Annotated in this window: 27 protein-coding genes and 3 pseudogenes; 12 read left to right on the top strand and 18 right to left on the bottom strand. The window is 34.8% G+C overall.

From position 1 onward, the window contains the following. The first annotated feature begins 25 nt into the window (after positions 1–25). The 4 genes from lptE (at position 26) to infA (ending at position 2,624) form a co-directional block, all read left to right on the top strand. Positions 26–517, top strand: coding sequence for an LPS assembly lipoprotein LptE (gene lptE, locus GQ589_RS10040; protein WP_160399991.1), 492 nt, complete (start codon positions 26–28; stop codon positions 515–517). A gap of 7 nt (positions 518–524) precedes the next feature. Beyond that, positions 525–1,529, top strand: a complete 1,005-nt coding sequence (holA, locus tag GQ589_RS10035; RefSeq protein WP_160425945.1) for a DNA polymerase III subunit delta — start codon at positions 525–527, stop codon at positions 1,527–1,529. Then, positions 1,523–2,179: a nicotinate-nucleotide adenylyltransferase gene (nadD, locus tag GQ589_RS10030; RefSeq protein ID WP_160412715.1), complete on the top strand. Its 657-nt coding sequence runs from the start codon at positions 1,523–1,525 to the stop codon at positions 2,177–2,179. Before holA ends, nadD begins: the two co-directional genes overlap by 7 nt. Positions 2,180–2,405: 226 nt before the next feature. Continuing rightward, complete coding sequence (gene infA / locus GQ589_RS10025; protein WP_025315083.1) at positions 2,406–2,624, top strand: translation initiation factor IF-1; 219 nt, start codon at positions 2,406–2,408, stop codon at positions 2,622–2,624. A gap of 117 nt (positions 2,625–2,741) precedes the next feature. Here the strand turns inward: infA and GQ589_RS10020 are convergent, their stop codons facing one another. Further along, complete coding sequence (locus GQ589_RS10020; RefSeq protein WP_160399994.1) at positions 2,742–4,184, bottom strand: amino acid permease; 1,443 nt, start codon at positions 4,182–4,184, stop codon at positions 2,742–2,744. Between the two features lie 209 nt (positions 4,185–4,393). Next, complete coding sequence (locus tag GQ589_RS10015) at positions 4,394–4,660, bottom strand: YkgJ family cysteine cluster protein (protein WP_202112569.1); 267 nt, start codon at positions 4,658–4,660, stop codon at positions 4,394–4,396. Positions 4,661–4,776: 116 nt separating this feature from the next. Here GQ589_RS10015 and yeiP point away from each other — a divergent pair, with 116 nt between their 5' ends. Together yeiP and ttcA are read left to right on the top strand one after the other, a co-directional pair. Continuing rightward, complete coding sequence (gene yeiP / locus GQ589_RS10010) at positions 4,777–5,349, top strand: elongation factor P-like protein YeiP (protein ID WP_160399995.1); 573 nt, start codon at positions 4,777–4,779, stop codon at positions 5,347–5,349. A 14-nt stretch (positions 5,350–5,363) separates the two neighbouring features. Continuing rightward, a complete protein-coding gene (gene ttcA / locus GQ589_RS10005) occupies positions 5,364–6,260 on the top strand; it encodes a tRNA 2-thiocytidine(32) synthetase TtcA (protein ID WP_160399996.1) in 897 nt (298 codons plus the stop codon). Between the two features lie 130 nt (positions 6,261–6,390). Here the strand turns inward: ttcA and glnE are convergent, their stop codons facing one another. The 3 genes from glnE to GQ589_RS09990 form a co-directional block, all read right to left on the bottom strand. After that, positions 6,391–9,234 (bottom strand): bifunctional [glutamate--ammonia ligase]-adenylyl-L-tyrosine phosphorylase/[glutamate--ammonia-ligase] adenylyltransferase, encoded by a 2,844-nt coding sequence (gene glnE, locus GQ589_RS10000; RefSeq protein WP_160425943.1) that lies wholly within the window; start codon positions 9,232–9,234, stop codon positions 6,391–6,393. Positions 9,235–9,299: 65 nt separating this feature from the next. Further along, positions 9,300–10,316: a hypothetical protein gene (locus GQ589_RS09995; RefSeq protein WP_160425941.1), complete on the bottom strand. Its 1,017-nt coding sequence runs from the start codon at positions 10,314–10,316 to the stop codon at positions 9,300–9,302. 16 nt (positions 10,317–10,332) lie between these two features. After that, entirely contained in the window at positions 10,333–11,292 is a 960-nt protein-coding gene (locus GQ589_RS09990; RefSeq protein ID WP_160425939.1) for an inorganic triphosphatase, read from the bottom strand. Positions 11,293–12,202: 910 nt separating this feature from the next. Between GQ589_RS09990 and GQ589_RS09985 the strand changes: the two genes are divergently transcribed. From GQ589_RS09985 to GQ589_RS09975, 3 genes and pseudogenes are all read left to right on the top strand, one after another. Beyond that, on the top strand, positions 12,203–12,421 hold the full coding sequence (locus GQ589_RS09985; RefSeq protein ID WP_160425937.1) for a transposase: 219 nt from the start codon (positions 12,203–12,205) through the stop codon (positions 12,419–12,421). A gap of 209 nt (positions 12,422–12,630) precedes the next feature. After that, positions 12,631–12,867, top strand: coding sequence for an IS3 family transposase (locus tag GQ589_RS09980; protein ID WP_160412726.1), 237 nt, complete (start codon positions 12,631–12,633; stop codon positions 12,865–12,867). Between the two features lie 140 nt (positions 12,868–13,007). Next, positions 13,008–13,223, top strand: a pseudogene (locus tag GQ589_RS09975) (IS3 family transposase); the annotation flags it as partial. Between the two features lie 56 nt (positions 13,224–13,279). Here the strand turns inward: GQ589_RS09975 and GQ589_RS09970 are convergent. Both GQ589_RS09970 and GQ589_RS09965 read right to left on the bottom strand, forming a co-directional pair. Continuing rightward, the gene (locus GQ589_RS09970; protein WP_160425933.1) at positions 13,280–13,582 is read right to left on the bottom strand and encodes a hypothetical protein; all 303 of its coding nucleotides are present in this window, start codon (positions 13,580–13,582) and stop codon (positions 13,280–13,282) included. A 231-nt stretch (positions 13,583–13,813) separates the two neighbouring features. Continuing rightward, entirely contained in the window at positions 13,814–14,359 is a 546-nt protein-coding gene (locus GQ589_RS09965) for a hypothetical protein (RefSeq protein WP_160425931.1), read from the bottom strand. A gap of 346 nt (positions 14,360–14,705) precedes the next feature. Between GQ589_RS09965 and GQ589_RS09960 the strand changes: the two genes are divergently transcribed. The 3 genes from GQ589_RS09960 to GQ589_RS12590 all read left to right on the top strand — a co-directional run bounded on the left by GQ589_RS09960 (position 14,706) and on the right by GQ589_RS12590 (position 15,697). Continuing rightward, positions 14,706–14,873 (top strand): transposase, encoded by a 168-nt coding sequence (locus GQ589_RS09960; RefSeq protein ID WP_160425929.1) that lies wholly within the window; start codon positions 14,706–14,708, stop codon positions 14,871–14,873. Between the two features lie 29 nt (positions 14,874–14,902). Further along, positions 14,903–15,508, top strand: a complete 606-nt coding sequence (locus tag GQ589_RS09955) for a DDE-type integrase/transposase/recombinase (RefSeq protein WP_160425926.1) — start codon at positions 14,903–14,905, stop codon at positions 15,506–15,508. A gap of 102 nt (positions 15,509–15,610) precedes the next feature. Beyond that, the gene (locus GQ589_RS12590) at positions 15,611–15,697 is read left to right on the top strand and encodes an integrase core domain-containing protein (RefSeq protein ID WP_160425952.1); all 87 of its coding nucleotides are present in this window, start codon (positions 15,611–15,613) and stop codon (positions 15,695–15,697) included. 111 nt (positions 15,698–15,808) lie between these two features. Here GQ589_RS12590 and GQ589_RS09945 read toward each other — a convergent pair whose 3' ends face one another. The 11 genes and pseudogenes from GQ589_RS09945 to GQ589_RS09895 all read right to left on the bottom strand — a co-directional run bounded on the left by GQ589_RS09945 (position 15,809) and on the right by GQ589_RS09895 (position 21,805). Then, positions 15,809–16,675: a hypothetical protein gene (locus tag GQ589_RS09945; RefSeq protein ID WP_160425924.1), complete on the bottom strand. Its 867-nt coding sequence runs from the start codon at positions 16,673–16,675 to the stop codon at positions 15,809–15,811. Between the two features lie 83 nt (positions 16,676–16,758). Next, the gene (locus GQ589_RS09940; protein WP_160425922.1) at positions 16,759–17,085 is read right to left on the bottom strand and encodes a hypothetical protein; all 327 of its coding nucleotides are present in this window, start codon (positions 17,083–17,085) and stop codon (positions 16,759–16,761) included. A 16-nt stretch (positions 17,086–17,101) separates the two neighbouring features. Continuing rightward, complete coding sequence (locus GQ589_RS12310) at positions 17,102–17,779, bottom strand: RHS repeat-associated core domain-containing protein (RefSeq protein ID WP_237399218.1); 678 nt, start codon at positions 17,777–17,779, stop codon at positions 17,102–17,104. A gap of 192 nt (positions 17,780–17,971) precedes the next feature. Then, the gene (locus GQ589_RS09930; RefSeq protein WP_160425919.1) at positions 17,972–18,334 is read right to left on the bottom strand and encodes a hypothetical protein; all 363 of its coding nucleotides are present in this window, start codon (positions 18,332–18,334) and stop codon (positions 17,972–17,974) included. Then, entirely contained in the window at positions 18,328–18,669 is a 342-nt protein-coding gene (locus GQ589_RS09925; protein WP_160425918.1) for a hypothetical protein, read from the bottom strand. The genes GQ589_RS09930 and GQ589_RS09925 overlap by 7 nt, the downstream gene beginning before the upstream one ends. After that, positions 18,666–18,974 carry a hypothetical protein gene (locus GQ589_RS09920; RefSeq protein ID WP_202115078.1) on the bottom strand — a complete coding sequence of 103 codons (309 nt, stop codon included), beginning with the start codon at positions 18,972–18,974 and terminating at the stop codon, positions 18,666–18,668. The genes GQ589_RS09925 and GQ589_RS09920 overlap by 4 nt, the downstream gene beginning before the upstream one ends. Before the next feature lie 299 nt (positions 18,975–19,273). Continuing rightward, positions 19,274–19,543, bottom strand: a pseudogene (locus tag GQ589_RS12585) (RHS repeat domain-containing protein); the annotation flags it as partial. 15 nt (positions 19,544–19,558) lie between these two features. Further along, the gene (locus tag GQ589_RS09910) at positions 19,559–19,891 is read right to left on the bottom strand and encodes a hypothetical protein (RefSeq protein ID WP_160425916.1); all 333 of its coding nucleotides are present in this window, start codon (positions 19,889–19,891) and stop codon (positions 19,559–19,561) included. Positions 19,892–20,155: 264 nt separating this feature from the next. Next, positions 20,156–20,695 (bottom strand): annotated as a pseudogene (locus GQ589_RS09905) (RHS repeat domain-containing protein); the annotation flags it as partial. 85 nt (positions 20,696–20,780) lie between these two features. Next, a complete protein-coding gene (locus tag GQ589_RS09900) occupies positions 20,781–21,164 on the bottom strand; it encodes a DUF2750 domain-containing protein (RefSeq protein ID WP_160425914.1) in 384 nt (127 codons plus the stop codon). 5 nt (positions 21,165–21,169) lie between these two features. After that, complete coding sequence (locus GQ589_RS09895) at positions 21,170–21,805, bottom strand: RHS repeat-associated core domain-containing protein (RefSeq protein WP_160425912.1); 636 nt, start codon at positions 21,803–21,805, stop codon at positions 21,170–21,172. Positions 21,806–22,075 lie beyond the last annotated feature (270 nt).

The following is a 22,075-nucleotide window of genomic DNA, read 5'->3' as shown; positions in this document are numbered from 1 at the left end:
TAACTAAATTTAGGCGGTTATAGATATGAAAAAGTATTTAGCTTTATTGATGTTATTGGCAATATCCTTAACAGGATGTGGATTTCATTTACAGCATGAGACAGAAGTCCCTGAGCGATTTAAGACGCTCTCTTATATAAGTTATGATCCTTATGGACGACTGTCTCGTGAAATGAAAGAGCTATTACACGATAACAAAGTAACGCTAACGAGTAATGCGACTGAAAAAGTGCCATCATTAAGGATGTTAAGCGAAAACCTCAGTCGCAATACAATTTCGATTTATCAAGATGGTAAAGCGGCTGAATATCAATTAGTGTTAACGGTTGATGCACAAGTTGTTATCGCAGGTCAACAAACATACCCAATTAATGTTCGAGTCTTTAGGACTTTCTTTGATAATCCATCGGAGGCATTAGCAAAAACAGTCGAACAAGATTTGATTGAAAATGAAATGTTTAAACAAGCTGCTAAACAAGTTATTCGTAAATTAAAATCGATTGATGCGGTAAATTAACGTTGTCATGATTAAAATTAATGCTGACCAAATTAGCCATAAATTAGGATCACCCTATTATTTAATTTTAGGTAGTGATCCTTATTTACAAAATCACGTTCAAACAGAGTTACGAAAAGCCTTTACCCATGCGGGATTTGATGAGCAACTGACGTTTGTAATTGATAATCAAACTGACTGGGCGGTCATTTTGGATAGTTGCCAAGCAATGAATCTATTTTCAAACAATACTTTGATTTTGCTTGATTTTGGTGATAGCGCATTAAATGCAGGTACTAGTGCCAAACTTAATACGCTAAGTGAGGTTTTAACACCGGATATTGCACTAATAATTACGCTCAATAAAATTACAAAATCACAAGAAAACGCTACTTGGTATAAAACACTATCAGATAAGTTAGTCGTGGTTAATTGTACAACACCAGATACTTTGCAATTACCACAATGGATTAAAAACCATTTACAGCAACAACAAATAACCATTGAACCAAAAGCAATTGAGTTACTTTGTTACTATTATGAAGGGAATTTATTAGCATTAACACAGGTTATTGCACAATTAAAATTGTTGTATCCAGACCAAAACATTTCTTATGATCAAGTTGAAAGTAATATTAACGATTCTGCCATATTTACGCCCTTTCATTGGACTGATGCAATGCTTGCAAATAAAACTAAGCGAGCTATTCATATTTTACAACAGCTAAAAATAAATGAGTTTGAGCCGTTATTTTTATTACGGATTATTCAACGTGAGTTAATATTGTTAATTAATTTAAAAAAAGGTTTGCAACAAAAATCATTGAAACAAACCTTTGATGAGTATAAAGTTTGGCAAAATAAAAGAACGATTTATACAAACTATCTAAATCGTTGCGATCTTAAAGGCCTGTTTCATTTACTCGCAAAATTGACCGAAATTGAAATTAGCTTAAAGCATGATAACCAAGTGCAAATATGGGATGCTATATTTAGTTTATCCATGCAATTTATGGGTTTAGATAAATGTTAACTGCGTTATTAGGCGGAACCTTTGATCCGATCCATTATGGACACCTTCGCCCTGCTATTTCATTAGCTAATGAAATTGGTTTAAAACAAATTCGTTTGTTGCCTAATCATATTCCTCCCCATAAACCACAACCAGAAGCTAATACAGAGCAACGTTTAGCAATGTTATCATTAGCTATTGAAGATTTACCTTTATTTGCATTAGATGTAAGTGAGATCTTACCCGAAACATCGACTCGCCCGTCTTATACTATTGAAACCCTACAAGCATGGCGACGCAAACATGGTAATCAAAATCCGCTAGCATTTATAATGGGACAAGATTCACTACTAGGATTGCCAACTTGGCATAAATGGCAAACGTTGCTTAATTATTGTCATTTGCTAATTTGCCGCCGACCAGGTTATGCTGACAAGACTGATAATGCAACATTACAACAATGGATTGATACGCACCAAACCACCAATGTAAAAAATTTACACGACTCACCATATGGTTATATCTATTTGGCGCAGACACCGCTTGAGAATATTTCGGCAACAGAGATCAGACAAAATATCAACAACTCACAAAGTTGTAAAAATTTGCTACCACCTAAAGTTTGGCAATATATTCATACACAAGGACTTTATGGTACAAAGAAAAAGTAGAAAGAACTTTACATCTGACAGTTTTTTCGGCATTATTTCGCCGCTGTGTTTATATATTTTAAATTCAGTTTTTTGTGTTTATATTTAACTTTGCTAAATCATCAAATAACACACTAATAAGATGATATAAAAGCATCATTCTTGTTTTGTTATTGTACGCTTAGCGTGATAAGGTAGATGAGTCAGTTAAATATATTTAATTTGTATTTATTATTAAGAGGCCCCAATGGCAAAAGAAGATAACATTGAAATGCAAGGTACCATACTTGATACACTTCCAAACACGATGTTTCGTGTTGAACTTGAAAATGGTCATGTCGTTACGGCACATATTTCTGGTAAGATGCGAAAAAACTACATTCGTATTTTAACAGGCGATAAAGTTACTGTTGAAATGACACCTTACGATCTATCTAAAGCACGTATCATCTTCCGTAGTCGCTAATATCGTTATCAAAATAAACGAGTTTAAGTTATATAACGGTTTATTTTCTCTTTTTTAATAAAAAATCCGTCGACCCTAGTCGACGGAAAGAGAAAGAGATTAAACGACACGAATGAATTATTCTTCTTTAGAAAAGTCCATCTGTTCGTATTTAACCCATTTTGTCTTCTTCACTATTTTGTAACCAAAATAAATCATCAAAAATAGTGGTATACCAATATAAGTAGCTATTACGCCATTCCAATCAATGGTATCTTGTAAAAAAGCTTCGTAATTTTGCCCAAGAGTGATAATTAGGCATAATACAAAGGCAAAAATAGGACCAAATGGGAAAAAACTTGAACGATATGGTAACTGATTAATATTATTACCTTGCATTATGTAACCTTTTCTAAAGCGATAATGACTGATGGCAATACCAAGCCAAGCAATAAATCCTGTCATGCCTGACATATTTAGTAACCATAAATAGACTTGCTGATCTTTGTACATAGAAGTTAAAAAACAAAGCATAGCCACAAATGTTGTTGCCAATAACGCTACGCGTGGCACGCCCGAAGATGACAATTTAGCAAAGATTTTAGGCGCTTTACCTTCTTTGGCGAGTGCATAAAGCATACGCGTTGAAGCATAAAGTCCTGAGTTACCTGCTGATAATACCGATGTTAAAATAACAGCATTCATAAATGCCGCCGCTGACAATAATCCCGCATTTTGAAACACCAAAGTAAATGGACTGACACTAATATCGGTTTCATCATTACGTAATAAATTAGGATCAGTATAAGGAATGATCAAGCTAATGACTAAAATCGCAAAAATATAAAATAATAATATTCGCCAAAATACTTGGCGCATAGCTTTAGGTATATTTTTTTCTGGATCTTTTGATTCACCAGCGGCAATCCCAATAAGTTCTGTGCCTTGGAATGAAAAACCAACCACCATCGCCACGCCAATCATTGCTGAAAATCCACCAGCAAAAGGGGCTTCCTCAATAGTCCAATTTTTCCAGCCTGCCCCTTCAGCACCATGAAAAATACCAATAATCATTAATAAACCAACCACAATAAAAATAATAACTGTGACAACTTTAATTAATGAAAACCAAAATTCAGCTTCACCAAAACCTTTAACTGAAATGTAGTTTAGGCAAAAGATAATGCTTAAAAACAAAAAACTCCATAACCAACTATAAGCCCCTGCATCAAACCAATAAGAGATGACTAACTGAGCAGCAACTAAGTCTACAGCAACAGTAATTGCCCAGTTGTACCAATAATTCCAGCCGATAGCAAAACCAAAGGCTTCATCAACATAACGTGCACCATAAGTAGCAAACGTGCCTGAAACAGGTAAATAAGCAGCTAGTTCACCCAAACTAGTCATTAAAAAATACACCATTACACCAATAACAGCGTATGAAAGTAATGCACCTCCAGGACCAGCTTGTGCAACTGTTGCACCCGATGCAACAAATAGCCCCGTACCAATTGAGCCACCAATAGCAATCATTGCTAAATGACGTGCTTTTAAATCTCGTTTTAATTTATTTTTCATAGTTACTTCTTCTGTCTAAAAGGATTAAGCTTGATAATAAATTAGTCAATTATTTGATATGCTTATAAAGCAATTAATGACCAAAAATCGAACTTAAAATTATTGATATTTATCATTTTCTAATGAAGTGCGAGAAGTTTATCAAAAAAAATATAGTGCGAGATAAATAATTCTAATAATTGAATTGGTTTGTTAAATTTAAGCAATACCTAGCCTTTAGTTAACTGTTCTAATTGAGTTAAATAATTCAATGCTTGTGCTTGATTATTGCCACACATCTCAACACAAGGTTTTAAATGACCGCATACGGTTGGCCTTGATGGATGCAAAAATAATTTGCATTGATAATTATCGTCTAAATGAATACAAGCCACACCAGCTGGCTTTCCTTTAGGCATGCCAGGGATAGGCGATGAAATTGAAGGGGCAATACAACAAGCTCCACAGTTTTTTCGACATATTGCTAAATCTGTCACGATATTTCCTTCATTTTAAGGATAACCAATAAATTTTGATGGTGACAATAGCAAGTTAGCGGTAAAATAGCGAGCTAATTTTTTAACCTTTCTATTAATTGTGAAGAATAAATATTATGGCTAAAGCAAATGAAATAAAACGTGGCGATGCTGTCACTTATAATGGCAAATTATTATTGGTTAAAGACATCGATGTACAAAGCCCAAGCGCACGAGGAGCTAGCACGCTTTATAAAATGCGTTTTACCGATGTCAAAAATGGTGGCAAAGTGGAAGAGCGCTTTAAGGGCGATGACATTCTTGATACGATTGAACTATCACGCCGTCCTGTTAGCTTTTCGTATATTGATGGCGACGAATACGTGTTTATGGATAACGAGGACTACACACCATTTACTTTCAAAAAAGAACAAATTGAAGAAGAACTCTTATTTATTCCAGAAGGTGGAATGGATGGAATGCAGGTATTAATGGCTGATGATGAAGTTATTGCATTAGAATTACCGCAAACCGTTGATCTAGAAATTATTGAAACCTCGCCAAGTATTAAAGGTGCTTCAGCAAGTGCACGAACCAAGCCGGCTACCTTATCAACAGGGCTTGTTATTCAGGTTCCTGAATATATTGATAACTACGAAAAAGTCAAAGTTCATATTGCTGAACGCCGTTACATGAGCCGAGCTGAATAACCAATAAAATTGTGATGAATACATATAATCAAAATAAACTACACAAACGATTGCGTCGCTTAACTGGCGAGGCAATCGCTGACTTTAATATGATCGAAGAAGGTGATCGTATTATGGTTTGCTTATCAGGTGGTAAAGATAGTTATACTTTGCTTGATATTCTTATTAACTTAAAAATCAGCGCACCAGTACATTTTGACCTAATAGCGGTTAATTTAGATCAAAAACAACCGGGATTTCCTGAACATGTATTGCCTGAATACCTAAATTCGTTAGGCATTGAATATAAAATCGTGCAAGAAAATACCTATGGCATTGTCAAAGATAAAATTCCTGAAGGAAAAACAACTTGCTCACTTTGCTCACGACTACGCCGAGGCATTTTATATCGCACAGCCACCGAACTTGGTGCAACTAAAATTGCCCTTGGACATCATCGTGACGATATTTTAGAAACGCTCTTTTTAAACATGTTTTATGGTGGCAAGCTCAAAGCAATGCCACCTAAATTAATGAATGATTCAGGCGAACATATCATTATCCGCCCACTGGCTTATTGCAAAGAAAAGGACATTGCTAAATATGCCGAAATTAAGCAATTTCCAATAATTCCTTGTAACCTTTGTGGCTCGCAACCAAACTTACAAAGGCAAGTGATTAAAGAGATGCTTAATGAATGGGATAAAAAATTCCCGGGACGAATTGAAACCATGTTCCGAGCCACACAAAACATTACCCTATCCCATCTTTGTGATACTAATTTGTTTGATTTTAAAGGCATTAAAAAAGGTGATCTTGCCGTGAATGGTGGTGATATCGCTTTTGACCGTGAAGATATCAAACCGATTGTAGGCTTTGATAGCTCAGATCTTGAAGATCAAGATTTGATTTTATGGAAAGAAGCAAAATAGTTGCTAAGTATTACATATACTCAAACTATTTTCTCATCAATGCCACTAATGTGGCATTGTTTTTTATATTCTCTAAATTTTTTAAATCAATGAGATAGTAAAATAAACTATTAAAATAAAAGTCAATGAATTACGTTAACCACTTTTGCCAACTTTGATTAACTATTTGTGTTTCTTGCTTAAACGGTGTACCATTCACCGTGCTTGGTAATAATTGCAATGCAAGTTGATGGATTTTATTGCGCATATCAATATAAGCTTGTGTTAGTTGCTGTGCTTCGTGACTATCGATAATTTGATATTTTGTTGCGAGCTCTAAAATACGAACATTATCACTCCATTTTGTCATTTGGGGATGCAGGTAAGCATAATTAAGCACCAAATACTGTGATAAAAATTCAATATCACCAATTCCACCCTCATCAATTTTTAAGTTAAATGAATTATCTTGTGTGCTACCTAGATGTGCTCGCATCTTTTCGCGCATTTCACGCACTTCTTTTTTTAATACAACTTCATCACGCTTTTTACAAAGTACATTATGACGAATTTGATTAAAACGATCGATTAATTCGGCTTCACCATATACAGCTCTGGCTCGTACTAAAGCTTGATGTTCCCATGTCCACGCTTCATTTATTTGGTAATCTTCGAACGCATCTAAACTACAAGCAAGAAGCCCTGCATCACCTTGAGGGCGGAGTCTTACATCAACTTCATATAAAATACCAAAGCTAGTACGTACATTAAATAAATGAATAATACGTTGTACAAGGCGCAAATAAAATTGACGACTATCGATCTGCTTATCACCATCGGTGACACTATTAACAGGACAATCATGTAAAAAAACCAGATCGAGATCCGAACCATAACCCAGTTCCCAACCGCCTAATTTACCATAGCCAATTACCACCAAGCCTTTATGATTATCAGCCAAATGCTCAGGCTTGCCATAACGAGCAATCATTTGATTCCATGCCATTTGCACTACAAAATCTAATAAAGCTTCGGCTACATAAGTTAGATGATCGCTAACTTTCATAGTAGTTAACACATGCTCAACATCGGCAGCTGCTATATGCAGTAATTGCATCTGCTTAAATTGGCGTAAAGCTTCAAGTTGTTGTTCTTCATCATCCACTTCAATACGCAATAAATATTGATAAAGCTGGCTTTTATATTCATTTGGATCAACAGTCTGATAAAGCGAATTGATATCAATAAGCTCATCTAACAATATAGGGTAATGAGCCAGTTGATCACTAATCATTGGCGAAGCACTACATAAACGAATTAATTGCTTCAAAGCGGTTGGATATTCAAGTAACAGTTCTAAATAAGTAGTACGACTAACAATATTAACAAGTAACGGCAAAATTCTTGATAACACGATTGCTACTTGCTTTTCACTACAGATAGATTCTAATAAACGTGGCATTAATTGATCGAGTATTTCACGCCCCCGTACACCAATTGTACGTTTACCAATATCATCACGAAATTGTATTAGCATTTGATGGATCTGTGAGGCTTGTGTTTCTGAATAATTGGGTAACACGGCACTGACATCACTTATTTGAAGATCTGGCACCCAAAGATCGTCAAATTGATCATTATAAGACTTGGTTGTTGAAGCAGATTCTGATTCATTTTCGCCAATAAGTTCATTAAAAATTTGGCGATTACATTGCATTCGCACTGATAATTCTTGTTCAAAATCATGCCAATGATTAAAACCCATGCTTGTTGCTAAACGAGCTTGGTCCAGTGCATTATCTGGCAAGGTTTGGGTCTGTTCGTCGGCAATAGCTTGTAGAAGATTTTCACAACGACGTAAAAACAGGTAATTTTCTCGTAATAACGATACTTCATTCGATGCAAGTAGCGATTCTTGTTCAATCACATTAAGTGCATTTAATAGCGAACGAGTTTGCAACCCTACTACTCGCCCGCCACGAATAAGCTGAAAAACTTGCACAACAAACTCTATTTCACGAATCCCACCAGCGCCAAGTTTGATGTTATTTTTTAAACCACGACGACGCACTTCACGTTCAATCATGCTTTTCATATTACGCAATGATTGTAAAACACTAAAATCGATATAGCGACGATAAACAAAAGGCTTCAACATTTGATACAGTTCGCCTACATAAGGAGCATGCTGATCACCAAGAACTTTGGCTTTAACCATAGCATAACGTTCCCAATCTCGACCTTGCTCTTGATAATAATCTTCCATAGAAGAAAAGCTCAGAACTAAAGGCCCCCCATCACCAAGCGGACGTAAACGCATATCTACACGATACACAAAACCATCTTCGGAAATTTGATCGAGCGCTTTAATTAAGCGTTGACCTAATCGAGTAAAAAAGACAGCATTATCTAATTCTCGCCGACCACCTTTTGTTTGCCCATGTTCTGGATAAGTAAAAATCAAATCAATATCGGACGAAAAGTTCAGCTCCCCACCGCCCAATTTACCCATACCTAAAATCAGCAGTGGCTGCGCCTGACCTTGAGCATTACAAGGTGTTCCCCACTCTTTGCAACTAAGCTCATAAAGCCAATCGCGAGCTGTAACAATAATCACCTCGGCCAATTCGGTCAATTGCAATAAAATCTGCTCATCATGACTTATTTTAGCCAATTGTGACCACTCAAGGCGCACTAACATAAAATGCCGAAACAGCCTAAGCGTTTTCATAAAAATAGCTTCATCCGTCACATCTGCTAATTGTGCATCTAACCAAGATTGATAAAATTGCCGTTCATCGGCTTGCGGTGGGTTTTGTACTATATCGGCAAACCAATTAGAGAATCGACAAAACGCATCGACCAAAAAATCACTCTGCACCAAAATATCAAGGTGAGCTTGCACTTGAGCCAGATTGCATTGTTCAAGTTGAAGGGCGACTTTTTGCTTTTGTTGTTCAAACAAAGAAGAAAACGACGAGTTAAATTCTGACATGGGCAAGCTCTCTTAGAATTCATTCACAATAATAAAAAGCAGTGCTAGCTAATAAATAATTATATTTAGACTGACATATTTTGATAATTTTTATCCATTTTACCAAATAGTAGTTTAACCGCTATTCTCACCAATACACAGCTTGAAATAAGTAAAATAACTACGATCATAAAACAAATCATTATTATTTCTAAGTCACTTATTTTGTGCCAATATTTCAAATAATTTATTAATGAAATACTAAAAATGACTAATACGATCAATAATAAACAATTTAATAGAAGATTTAATAGAAAAATGCCTATTGAACTAAAAACAAGCTTTTTAAAAGCGATAGTTTCCGTTACGCCAGTAAAACATCGTCTTAACAAAAAATAACCAAGCAAATTCACAACTGATAAAAATACAGTTAAACCAACTATATCAATAATGATTTTTCTAAAACTGTAATAACTGTAATACATATCTTCATATAAAAAAATTAGCGCAAATAATGCAGTAAGAAAATAGCAGTTATAAAGTGCTATAAATAAACCTAAATGTAGTTGTTGGCTCTCGTTTTGAGTTAATGCATTGTCGTTATGCATATAACTTTTATTAAACAATTTGATGCTAAAGCAAGTTAACAATACTATAAAAAAATAACCTATTGTTATCTTTAAAAGATTAGTTATATAGTTAGGAAAAAAGAAATATATATTGAGATTTAAATATTGTCGTCCAGCCTGCATCCACTCATAAATATAGGGGTAACAATACAATCGGCCAACAATATCGCCTAATGTAATTAATGCGGCAATAAATAAGCTATTGATGATATTTTTTTGATTGATTTGATTAATAGCATATTTATTCAATATCAATGTGGAAGTCGTAAATAGTACAAATGAACTAGGCGACTGTAAAAAGAAATTGGGCAATATTTGTTCAATAAATTTTATAATAATCTGATAGATTGTCATATCTGACGATATAAAAAAATAATCATCAAATCCAACACAATAAGTAACAACAAAAACAATATTAAATACCCAATAAAATAAAACGAGTAATAAAGGTAATTTAAAAAATGACGTTTTCATCTCTATATCCTTATATTTATACGTTCGTTTTATTTATTGCAATAATTAGCATTAGTTTTAGCTTCGTATTTATCTCACTAAAAGCAAATTCTTTTACAGAATTAATAACCAACAATGCCGCTTGCCATTGAGCAAACTCCGGCTCGTTAAAAAGCGGTTTATTGGTTAACTGATCATTTACCTGATTTAAAGTTTGCTTGTAGTATTCTAAATCATTCACTTCTAACGCATATTCTTCGTTTTGTTGCCAAAACTCAAGCAATTTAGGCAAATCACATTGAATTGAAAGCGCATAAGCGCACTTTTTAGGTGCTAAATTATTCAATAATCGATACCCCCTAGAAGCTTTGCTTTGTGAAAATAGATGTAAATTAAATCGACTTAGCTCAATAGCAAAATTAAGTAAATCGTGTGTATTGCCTTGCTTGATTTCAAGTTCAACTTCCTTAATGGAGATAGATTGATTATTTGAACTAATTTGCCCTTGATCTAACGCAACTTCAATTTCACTACTTGCAAACGAAATTAACCACGCTTGCCGCTCAAAATCAGTGGTAAACAAAGGCAGTAAATTCCGTTGTAGCTCAGCAATATCACAGTCATTTGGCAAAGCATGGCAAGGTAATACGGTTAAATCAGGAACAGAATCTGGCAAATCGACATTAAATTCAGCACGCTCATGCAACCCCGCAATCGATTTTTTGTCACGTTTTAATGTGATTTCAAAACGTTTTACTAAACCATCATCCCCCCCTCTTACACGTAGCCCACAACCATGATTACGCAGGTAATAATCACTAGTATCGTAATAAGTATTGGTCAAATTTTGTTTGGTAACACAGCGTTTTGTTGATGATAATGCTGACGATGCCGAAAATTCGGCCTCGTCACAATCAGCCCATTGATCTAAATAATATTTTAAACTGGCAATATCGTTGGTATTGATTTCAAATTTTAATTCGATTTCGTTACTCATTGTTCTGTTTTATATTGGTTATTTTGCTATATCATATCTTGAATATTTGAAGAAATATACTTAAACATGTACTAAGTCATAGGATAATAGTTGATTTTGGTTGAAAATAGTTAAATAAAAACTTTAATAAAATCAATACCTTTCCTGACCGCTTTTTTGCGGTTACATTCTGTAATCCTGAGTGTACTTTTATTGGTTTTGTGGTTTTGTGGGTTTGTTAGTTGTTGGCGTTTAATGCTAATTATGCAAGTGATTGATTTTGTTTGAAAATAACCAAATAAAAACTTCAATAAAATCAATACCTTTCCTGACCACTTTTTGGAGGGTTTTTGCAGTTTTTTTATAAAAAAGTGACTCATAAAAGCCACTCAAGGTTATGTTATTGTCTTGTTTCGGCGTCGGAATGTGCCAGGTTAGCACGCCAAACAGGGATGTTTGGTGAGGCTATTCTCTGTCTGGAACAAATTTGGACATCTGAGCACAGCGAAGATGGCCTCGTAGAGGCGAGTATCAGGCGTAGCCGTAGGCCACATTCTGTAGCCTTACGAGGGGTTTTTAGGGGATTTAGCAAAAAATCCCCTAAATTGCATTAGCTCAAACCTAATCTGACACACACCTATTACTCATCGGTCTTTATTTTAATAAAATGCGTGTCCAATAAGCAAAATAAATTCTCCGATTGCTTTTCCTTAACCAATCCTTTTGCATCACTCCATGTTTGCTAGGACTTGTTCGCTGTCAAAGAAAACAAGGACTTTAGCAAAAGCGAGTCTGGAATAGGTATCAATGAATGTTTGTTGGTATATTTTTCCTATGCTTTTAATATGCCCCACATAATAGGTGGATAGGCTACACTAACTCATACAACTTTTTTAGGGGGTAAGGTAAACTTAACTCTAAAAAGGAAAAAATGATGAATCAACAAAAACGCGTACGACGCTCTTTCAGTGCTGATTTCACAGCACAAATGGTTAAACTCTATCAGCAAGGAAAATCGCGTAGTGAATTGGTCAAGCAATACGACTTGACACCTTCCGCTTTAGACCGCTGGGTAAGCCAATCTAGTCAAAGCGGTTCTTTTAAGACCAAAGATGATCGCACGCCAGAAGAAAATGAACTGATTGCTTGACGAAAAGAGCTTAAGCAACTGCGGATGGAAAACTATATCCTAAAGCAGGTTGCACTGATAATGGCACGAAAATCAAAATCCTGAAAGCCAACCAGCATCGTTATGCTGTAGCGGCATTATGTCGCTGCTTAGGGATATCCAGACATTATGCCTATTATCGGTGCAAAACCACTAAACGGAAATTGGTTGCCCATTACACCGATAAAATATTGACTATTTTTAAACGCAGCTATCAATCCTATGGAACCAGACGCATTCATATTGCTTTACAACAAGCAGGTATCAGAGTTTCTCGTCGTTACATTGCCCGAGTAATGAAATCGCTATCATTGGTATCAAAGTATACGATTAAACATTATCGAGAGTATCAAACAGCAAGCAATAGCGCAGTCACAGCTAATCATTTACAACGCCAATTTGATGTAGGTAGCAAACAGCAGATTTAGTGATGTCTGCATTAAGCCAGATTAAGCAACCGCTGTCATCATTACATCTGTTTCATTCAGATAGAGGAAAGGAGTTTGATAATCAATTGCTAGATAAGTGTTTTAATACATTTAATATATAGCGTTCACTAAGTAAAAAGGGATGTCCGTATGACAATGCAGTGGCAGAGGCAACATTTAAAAGCATTAAAACTGAATTTGTTAAAGGGGAAAAATTCATGACGACTGAAGAATTAGAACAAACCTTTGCGGCTTATGCTTATTGGTACAATCATAAACGATTACATTCATCGTTAGGCTATTTGCCTCCGGTAGAATTTAACAAACGGCTACCCCTTAATTTGTTGTTTGAATAGGTGTTGCCATTCCAATTTTCTATTTGAATTTTGTACTAAGTTTGAGTTATTTACAATTAAAACACAGCATTTTTATCCCAGATGAAATGTGCTACAGGAATCCATTTGTGGTCTTTTTCTTCAAACCAAACAGTGAGGTTTTCTTTATTACTACTAGCCCATGTTATTTCCCTAATTTTTATATCTCTGCTCCTTATTTCTTTTTGTGTAAATTGATTGGATAGTCTTGCTCTAAATTCGGTAATAAAACCGTCTTTTTTACCCAGAATAAAAATTTCATCCCATAAGGGGGGATATCTTTTTACCAGGCTATCTACATGTGTTTGTTCTATCAGATTAAAATTGATAAATTTTTCCATAGTATCTCTATTAGTTCTATTTAACTCTTTATTAACTACTATGTGATTCTCCTGATTATTCTCTTCTATTACTTTAATTTTATTGCACGAAGATAGTAGCAGAATAAATAATATATTGAATATATATTTCATAATTTTATATTATATAAAAAGTTGTATTAGGTAGCATGGCATTTAGCTGGTTTAGAATATAATCTAAATGACGTTTCCGTAATTCATTTCCTACATTCATTATGCTGGAGTAATCCAGCTTGAAGCCCCATTAATGTGATTATCATTGTGGTATTCATCTGAATGTCCAATGATTGGAATATTCCCCACAGTGTGCCCAAATTCATGAGCAATAGGAAATTGATAATAATCTTTCAAACCAAAATAACCCCTATAGTTTGATTTAATATCTTCAGTATCTAAGCTAATTATTCTTTGACCCCAGATTACATAACTTGTTTCAAAACCCCCAGGAGCTATTTTGATTACATTTACTGTCCAGTGAGGATTTGTTAATACCCATTTGATGTCAAAAATTACGGTAAAAATACTATTCTTATGTTTTACAGCAAAGTTAGATAGTCCCTTAATTTTTAACTTAAAATAATTTCCCCAAATTTTGCTAATAAGAATATCAGCAGATTGATGGAATTTTCTTTTTTCCCATATGGTCCAAGGAGTAGCTCGGGTAAACCAGTTATATTGCCATTTTTCCTGAACAAGAATGGTATTTCTGTCTTCTTCTATGAAGATATCCATTTTTTCCGTTCTTTTAATAGTATTCATAAATAGAAGTTTAGTATCATTTTAATTTAAATATTTAAATTTGAAAAAGCAAAATATATCTAACTTTAGAATTAATACCTATTCTTGAGTGTATGCCATAATTGATATTTTTGTAAAGTAATGAAACTATTAGTATGGTTTAATTGAATTGTTATCTGACTGGTTTGTTACTGAGCAGCCGCACTGTAACTATCCCCTAAAATAGTACAGCATAAAAGTAGAAAATTCTCTTACCTAACCCACAGAGGATTTAATCATGAAAAAAATGTCTGAACATCAAATCATAGCTATTTTAAAAGAAGCTGAAGCTGGTGTCCCTGTTAAAGAACTTTGTCGTAAATAGGGCATGGGTAATTCAACTTTCTATAAATGGCGGGAAAAATACGGCGGAATGGAAATTTCAGATATCAAACGCTTAAAGGAGCTTGAGGCTGAAAACCATAAGCTTAAACAGATGTTTGCCGAACTAAGCTTAAAATCCCAGCTTCAGGATGAAATTATAAAAAAGTTTTAGTATCCACTCACGCAGTTAAAGCCTAGGCTTTGGAGCTACAAGAAAGTCATTCTGTTACTATTGCTATGAGTTGTGCCATTGTTGTTTTAAGCCGTTGTGCTTACTACTATCAACCTAAGTTACTGGATGATTCGGTGATTGTTTCGATGTTGAATGCAATCACAGACCGGCATTTACGCTGGGGCTTTCCTAAATGCTTTAATCGTATCAGAAAGCTTGGCTATAAATGGAACCATAAACGTGTTTATCGGGTATATTGTGAATTAAAGCTTAATCTGAGGGTAAAGCGTAAACAACGCATTCCTCCACGAAGCCCGGAAAGGCTATCAGCACCCAATAAACAAGGTGAATGCTGGTCAATGGATTTTATGAGTGACAGCAGTCGCAATCAACGCTGGTTTAGAATTTTCAATGTGATAGATGACTTTAATCACGAGGCGCTAGGCATTGATATTGCGGTCAGTTTACCTGCTGGCAGGATTACCCGTTATCTGGATAAACTGACTGAATATCATGGTTATCCACGCAAAATACGAGTAGATAATGGACCGGAATTCACCGGAAACACCTTTACTAATTGGGCAAAAACATATGGTATAACCATAGATTATATTCAACCAGGCAGTCCATATTAAAACAGGTATATTGAACAATTTAACCGTTCGTACCGTGCAGAGGTATTGGATTTATATCTATTTAATCATCTGGAACAGACAAGGAAGGTAACCGAAGAATAGCTGACCATTTATAACACTGAAAGACCGCATGAGGCATTAAATAATATGACGCCGATTGAGTATAAAACCCTAAAACAAGTAGCATGATTTTCTACTTGAATCTTGTACTAATTATGGGGTATTTACAATTGTGTTAGAACGAATGCCGATGAGTAGATAGTGTCTGTCAGATTAAGTTTAAGCTAGTATAAATAAAGACTATAGTATTTTTAATTTTTCAGTTAACTCTTTTATACATGTGTCTGCCATTTTTTTGTATTTTATAGAAATTTCTCCTGAATACTTCTCATCAACCATTTTTTCAAATTCTTGAAATGTGCCGAAAAAATCATTCATTTGAATAGCGAATCCGTCATTAACCCAACAAGCAAAAATTATTTGTGGGTTATCTTCGCAGTTTTTGCGATAAGCTATATTTTGTATTTTATCTATATCTAAATATAAACCGGTGCCAACAGATAAATTATCAGGTAATTCTCGAATTCTTGTTGATTCTATATTTAAATTACCCCCAATCGATAAATTTTCAGGTAATATTTTGATTTTTGAGTATTTTAAATCCAAATCACCCTTAATGGAAAAATTTTCAGGTAATGCTTCTATTTCAGTAAATCCTAAATATAAACTACTTCCAATAAATAAATTTTCAGGTAATACTTTGATTTTTGTCATTGTTAAATTTAGATCACCTTTAACAGATAGGCTTTCCGGTAATGCTGTAATTTCTGTATTCGCTAAATTTAGACTACCACTAATAGAAAAATTTTTAGGTAATGCTTTGATTTCCGTATTTGTTAAATATAAACAACCTCCAATAAGTACTTTTTCAGGTATAGTTTTGATTTCTGTATTTCTTAAATCTAAATCACGACTAACAGAAAAATTTTTAGGTAGTGCTTCAATTTTTGTATGAGTTAAAATCAAATCACCATTAATAGATAAGTTCTCAGGTAATGCTTTAATTCCTCTGTTTCTTAAATTTAAATTACCATCAACAGTGATTTTATTGTCTTGAATGAGATACTTTATACCTTTTTTATTTAGTAATTCTAAAAATTTCTTCATAATCTCCCTTTAGCAATAAAAACTGCTTTAATTAGGCTGTATTAATGCGATTGACAATAGTAAATCTTATTATTACAGTTTTATTAATCTAAAAAATCATCATTTTCAAGGTAATAAATAATAGCATCTAATAAATCTTCTTTTGTAGCATTAGGATGATGATCTAATTTATTGTCAATAATATCTAAAAAAGTTTGATACTCTAGCCAATCTCGGTATTTGTCAGGGTAGTTATCACACAACTCACTCATTTCATCATCATCATCATCAGTTTCAGGAAGGTAAAAAGTACCTTCTCTTATGTCCTTTTTTGTATTACCTATCTTAATATTGGTAAATAAAAAATACCATAATTCAGGACGATCTTTATAAATGGTTAATAGCCCATTGATACCTTCAATAATTTTCATTCATAATCTCCAATTATTATTTACGACAAATTGTACCACCACCCCATTTTTTGCGACCACCAGAACCATCAGGGTGATATATTTTATGATATTTATTGTGATCTTTTCGATCAACTAAGCTTAATGTTCCTTCTTTATTTTCATGATGCCATGTCATACCTGGTGGAGATGCACTCTTAAATTTACCTTTTGAGTTTGGTTGCACATGCTTCACAACTCCTGGATATTTAGTTTGCATTTCTCTCTTAAAGGTAGGATCACGCTGCATTCGTTCATAAATAGATTGATTCGCGCGCCTAAAATGCTCAGTATCAGAAAGAGTGTATTCTGAGGGATCTAATGTGTGCTGGTGGAAGACATGATATTTCCCTAAACCACGAGTCCCTTCTCCAGCATACCACTCCCACGGATCAATCCAAGTCAACCCATCAGGCGCATACTGATACAGATTAATACCGCCGGCTAAGCCTATTGGGTCAGGCTGAGTAAAGCGTCCTATATCCGGATCATAATACCTAAAGGTGTTGTAATGCAAGCCAGTTTCTCTGTCTAAGTATTGTCCCTGATATCTGAGGTTCTGTTCTATGGGTTGGTGATCAGCGACGTAGCTGTAGTGCTGGGTGGCGCCGGTAGTCCGTTTGGTTCGGGTTCTGCCGTGTTCGTCATAGCTGTAGTAGTGGCTTCTGAAATGCAGCAGCTGGTTACAGCGAATCAGGTTGTGGTTGATCAGCTTTTAATACAGTCGGTGTGGTCGCGGCGGTAATTAGTCTGTTCTTATTTACTGTGTTTTTGATTCAAGCCAAGATTAATCTCCGCTATTACTAGCTACAGAATAAACAGCAAATAAAATCGGGAAGATTTTAAATATCACTCCCGACTTTCATAATTATTTGTAATAGCATAATTCACATTGACCAATTACATCAAAAACATGATCATAAGTACTTAAAATATAATGCCCATCTTTCTCTTTATCGAATATTTTATCGAAACATGATATCATCATCGGCTGATAAGTTGATTCATCAATCATTGTAATATTTAAGCTCTTTATATTTTCAAATTTAAAACAAATTAAAGCTTCTCCTTCTAGTCCCCTACTTGGTTGGCAATGCGACAAACCCAAAGAAGCTATTATCTTTAACTTCAGAGGAAACATATCTAATATGACGTCTTTTAATATTAAAGCGTCTCTTCCATATATTTCTCCATATATTGTCTCAATAGCTTGATTATTTACTGTTAGCATCTTACTTTTATCCCTTTCCCACCAGTTTTTGTTGAAAATCTATTGTTTAGTTTAATTGAATTCAAATCAGATTTAGTAGCCCAAACCGAAGGCATACTTTTTATACCAGCTGCTTTAGCTGCGTATAATCGTCGATTATCTAAAGTAAATACAGAATGTTTATGTGCACCTTGTGATAATAACTTTTCTTGTATATCAGCGGGCAAATCATGCATTCTTACCTTTCTAATTGGCTCTAGACTATTTGCGTATGAAGGATCATTTTTAAGCCTATGTATTAGTTCATTCACGCTCCTTGTATCAGAAAAATTAGGACTGATATCATCAATAGTCATAGAACTTCAACTGTACCAACCAGTTTAGGTCCTTCATAAATATTCATAATAAATCCTTTCTTAAGTAAAAAGCTTGGTGCATCTTCCATTAAAAAATAGGCTTCTCCTAAACCTATTCTGTGAGTGGATTCTATTAGCTCGTAACTTTTAACAATTAATACTAATGACCAAGATGAAATATCGCCATTTTTACCTTCCATTGGTTTAGTAATAACATAGTATTTAATATTTAGGGGAAGAGTTTTTTTTCCACCTTGTTGTATAGGAGTCCAATAAATTTTGACATTAACTCTGAAATTTTCCATTTTGTTTCTCCTCGTTAACATTTTGGTTGACGTATATATTTACTCCATTTAGGCTTTATTTTAGCCTTATTAAGGACTACATTATCAATAAATCTAGCTTTTCCTATACCATCTAATCGAGGATTTTTATAGGCTGCATCTGCTATATTATCAGGAACGCTAACCTGAACGACATGGAAATTACCACCATGTCCCATTTTTTCACCCCATGTAATAGCATCTTTATAGGACTCAGCAAACCATTTTCCTTCCAAGGTGCTTGGAGGTGATGTCCATTTTTCAGTTTTTATTAATTCATCGTATTCTGTAAGATTCAAACCACCCAGTAGTCCAATCGGATCTGGCTGGGTAAAGCGTCCTATATCCGGATCATAGTACCTAAAGGTGTTGTAATGCAAGCCAGTTTCTCTGTCTAAATACTGTCCCTGATATCTGAGGTTCTGTTCTATGGGTTGGTGTTCGATTTCATGAATGTGTTTACCCCATAGCTGGTAGCTGCATTCCCACAGTATGTCACCGTTTTCATCGGTCAATTCTTCCGGACAGCCGTTCAGGTCGATGTGGTAGTAGTAGCGTATCTAGCTTTAATTATTTAATTTAAAAAAAAGATAATCATATAATTTTTCAGCTAAAAATTCTGCGTGTTCCCTTTTTACTATTAAATTAAAAAAATAATATTGATCATAAGTCTCTTGAATTATGGGGTCTGAAAGCATACAAAATTTAATATATGTTGAATATAAGTCTTTTATATCATCAGAAATCTCTTCTAGAGAAATATGATAATTTGTTATATCGTAAAAAATATTTATGTACTCATCATTAATATTATTTAACTCTATAAAGGGAAAATGATTTTTTTCACATAGCTTCCAATGAAGATCTTTTGTTTCATCATTTTTATAAATAAATTTCATAATTAGTCTTTTATTTTATAATCAGTTACATGTGTCATTTTACCTTTTTTATCTATTTTGGCCATGTAATGAATACTCACACCATTAATTTTTTGTTCCATTTTCGACCAGCCCCCTCCTTTAAAGTAAAGGTTTCCTAATTATTACCACTCCATTCTCAGGGTGTTTTTGTACATGGTTTAAAGCAAAAGATTCATTATTATTTCTAGCTTTAGTTCTTCCTGTTGACTTTGATTTTACTTTTTGAAGTTTACGTTTAGCAGAACACTTACGTAAGCCTAAAGGATCAATCCAAACAAACCCATTAGGCGGATACTGATACTGATACAGATTCAAACCACCCAGCAACCCAATCGAATCCTGCTGAGTAAAGCGTCCTATATCCGGATCATAGTACCTAAAGGTGTTGTAATGCAAGCCAGTTTCTCTGTCTAAATATTGTCCCTGATACCTGAGGTTTTGTTCTATGGGTTGGTGTTCGATTTCATGAATGTGTTTACCCCATAGCTGGTAGCTGCATTCCCACAGTATGTCACCATTTTCATCGGTCAGTTCTTCCGGACAGCCGTTCAGGTCGGTGTGGTAGTAGCGGATATGTTCCGCTTCGTTGCATCTTCGGTCTATACGCGCCAGTGGTTCGTAGCTGTTCTGGTCAGTGTAGAGATAGACACTTTGCTGTTTGTCGTAGTGAGTTTCCTGCAACAGTCTGAGTCCGTCTCACAGGAAGGTAGTACGGTTGCAAGGGTTGCCGTCGCGGTCGAGTTGGTGTTTTTCGATACGTCGGCCGAGAGCATCATAGAGGTAGTATTAGATACTCCCAAAGTTTTTTACTTTATTACTATAGTATATTAACTGTTTTATATAAATAAAAGTATTCTTCAACTTTTATTTATTCATACTGCTTTAATTCTTCTTCTAACAGAGTCTTTAATTCTAATGGATTAATAATACAACTTTTTTTTTCTTCGACAGGAAATATTAATAGGCTAATTTTTTCTTTTGCTAATCCCTTAATCCATTTGTCTAAAAAGTAATCCAGATTAATTTCTTTAGGCGAACATTTAAACTTATGAGTAACATTATAATTAATTACAAATTCTTTTTCTGGCCAAAATGGCATTATTTTCTTACCATTTTCTGCATATAATTGCAACCAACCATTATCTCCATAATTACCCCATAATACTTCAAAATCAGCCACTTTTCTAATAAAATAGTCTAGCCTTTCTTTTGAATCCAATGATGTTACATTTAATATTTTCTCTTTATTCATAATAACTAATATCCTTCGTATCTGTGTTCTAAAAGATGAAGATCATGATCTTGCATTACGGAGTGTTCATATGAATAACCATCTTTTGCCCTTTTTCCACGTTTATGTGCTAAAACTTTTCCTGGAGATTTTGAATTTCTTGAATTTCCTAGCAGACGTATAGTTTTTCTATTACCTGTCTCCTTATGTCGGATTTCATTCTTTAACAAGCCTCTAATATGTTTAGGCTGTTTTGGATCATCTGCTAGTTCTCTAAGTCTGTTTTGCTTTCCTGAGCGACCTGTACATGCTAATCCCCACGAATCGACCCAAGTCAACCCATTAGGCGCATACTGATACAGATTAAAGCCACCCAACAACCCAATCGGATCTGACTGGGTAAAGCGTCCTATATCCGGATCATAGTACTTGAACGTATTGTAATGCAAGCCAGTTTCTCTGTCTAAATACTGTCCCTGATATCGGAGGTTCTGTTCTATGGGTTGGTGTTCGATTTCATGAATGTGTTTACCCCATAGCTGGTAGCCGTATTCCCACAGTATTTCGCCATTTTCATTGGTCAGTTTTTCCGGACAGCCGTTCAGGTTGGTGTGGTAGTAGCGGATATGTTCCGCTTCGTTGCATCTTCGGTCTATACGCACTGTTTTGGTCGGTGTAGAGATAGGCGCTTTGCTGTTTGTCGTAGTGGGTTTCCTGCAATAGTCTGAGTCCGTCCCACAGGAAGCAGGTGCGATTGCAGGGGTTGCCGTCGCGGTCGAGTTGGTGTTTTTCGATACGTCGGCCGAGGGCGTCGTAAATATAGCGGCATCGTTCGGTTGTGTTGAATTGCAATAGTCTTTACTTAATCTGACATTCAAGTTATTTTATAACACAAAAAGGAGAGTCAGAAATGAATCAAACAGCCAAAATCA

Source organism: Gilliamella sp. Pas-s27, from assembly GCF_009795865.1.
GTDB lineage: Bacteria > Pseudomonadota > Gammaproteobacteria > Enterobacterales > Orbaceae > Gilliamella.
This window is presented reverse-complemented; position numbering and strand designations above follow the sequence as displayed.

Excerpts from the sequence above, each read along its gene's own strand:
- GQ589_RS09900 (WP_160425914.1), bottom strand. The coding sequence starts at position 21,164 with ATGAATAAAGAGAAAATATTAAATGTAACATCATTGGATTCAAAAGAA.
- GQ589_RS09925 (WP_160425918.1), bottom strand. The coding sequence starts at position 18,669 with ATGACTATTGATGATATCAGTCCTAATTTTTCTGATACAAGGAGCGTG.
- GQ589_RS09995 (WP_160425941.1), bottom strand. The coding sequence starts at position 10,316 with ATGAAAACGTCATTTTTTAAATTACCTTTATTACTCGTTTTATTTTAT.
- infA (WP_025315083.1), top strand. The coding sequence starts at position 2,406 with ATGGCAAAAGAAGATAACATTGAAATGCAAGGTACCATACTTGATACA.
- yeiP (WP_160399995.1), top strand. The coding sequence starts at position 4,777 with ATGGCTAAAGCAAATGAAATAAAACGTGGCGATGCTGTCACTTATAAT.
- GQ589_RS09970 (WP_160425933.1), bottom strand. The coding sequence starts at position 13,582 with ATGGAAAAATTTATCAATTTTAATCTGATAGAACAAACACATGTAGAT.
- holA (WP_160425945.1), top strand. The coding sequence starts at position 525 with ATGATTAAAATTAATGCTGACCAAATTAGCCATAAATTAGGATCACCC.
- GQ589_RS09960 (WP_160425929.1), top strand. The coding sequence starts at position 14,706 with ATGGGTAATTCAACTTTCTATAAATGGCGGGAAAAATACGGCGGAATG.
- ttcA (WP_160399996.1), top strand. The coding sequence starts at position 5,364 with ATGAATACATATAATCAAAATAAACTACACAAACGATTGCGTCGCTTA.
- GQ589_RS09920 (WP_202115078.1), bottom strand. The coding sequence starts at position 18,974 with ATGGAAAATTTCAGAGTTAATGTCAAAATTTATTGGACTCCTATACAA.
- GQ589_RS09985 (WP_160425937.1), top strand. The coding sequence starts at position 12,203 with ATGATGAATCAACAAAAACGCGTACGACGCTCTTTCAGTGCTGATTTC.
- GQ589_RS09940 (WP_160425922.1), bottom strand. The coding sequence starts at position 17,085 with ATGAAAATTATTGAAGGTATCAATGGGCTATTAACCATTTATAAAGAT.
- lptE (WP_160399991.1), top strand. The coding sequence starts at position 26 with ATGAAAAAGTATTTAGCTTTATTGATGTTATTGGCAATATCCTTAACA.
- GQ589_RS09965 (WP_160425931.1), bottom strand. The coding sequence starts at position 14,359 with ATGAATACTATTAAAAGAACGGAAAAAATGGATATCTTCATAGAAGAA.
- GQ589_RS09930 (WP_160425919.1), bottom strand. The coding sequence starts at position 18,334 with ATGCTAACAGTAAATAATCAAGCTATTGAGACAATATATGGAGAAATA.
- GQ589_RS09990 (WP_160425939.1), bottom strand. The coding sequence starts at position 11,292 with ATGAGTAACGAAATCGAATTAAAATTTGAAATCAATACCAACGATATT.
- GQ589_RS10020 (WP_160399994.1), bottom strand. The coding sequence starts at position 4,184 with ATGAAAAATAAATTAAAACGAGATTTAAAAGCACGTCATTTAGCAATG.
- GQ589_RS09910 (WP_160425916.1), bottom strand. The coding sequence starts at position 19,891 with ATGAAATTTATTTATAAAAATGATGAAACAAAAGATCTTCATTGGAAG.
- GQ589_RS09945 (WP_160425924.1), bottom strand. The coding sequence starts at position 16,675 with ATGAAGAAATTTTTAGAATTACTAAATAAAAAAGGTATAAAGTATCTC.
- glnE (WP_160425943.1), bottom strand. The coding sequence starts at position 9,234 with ATGTCAGAATTTAACTCGTCGTTTTCTTCTTTGTTTGAACAACAAAAG.
- nadD (WP_160412715.1), top strand. The coding sequence starts at position 1,523 with ATGTTAACTGCGTTATTAGGCGGAACCTTTGATCCGATCCATTATGGA.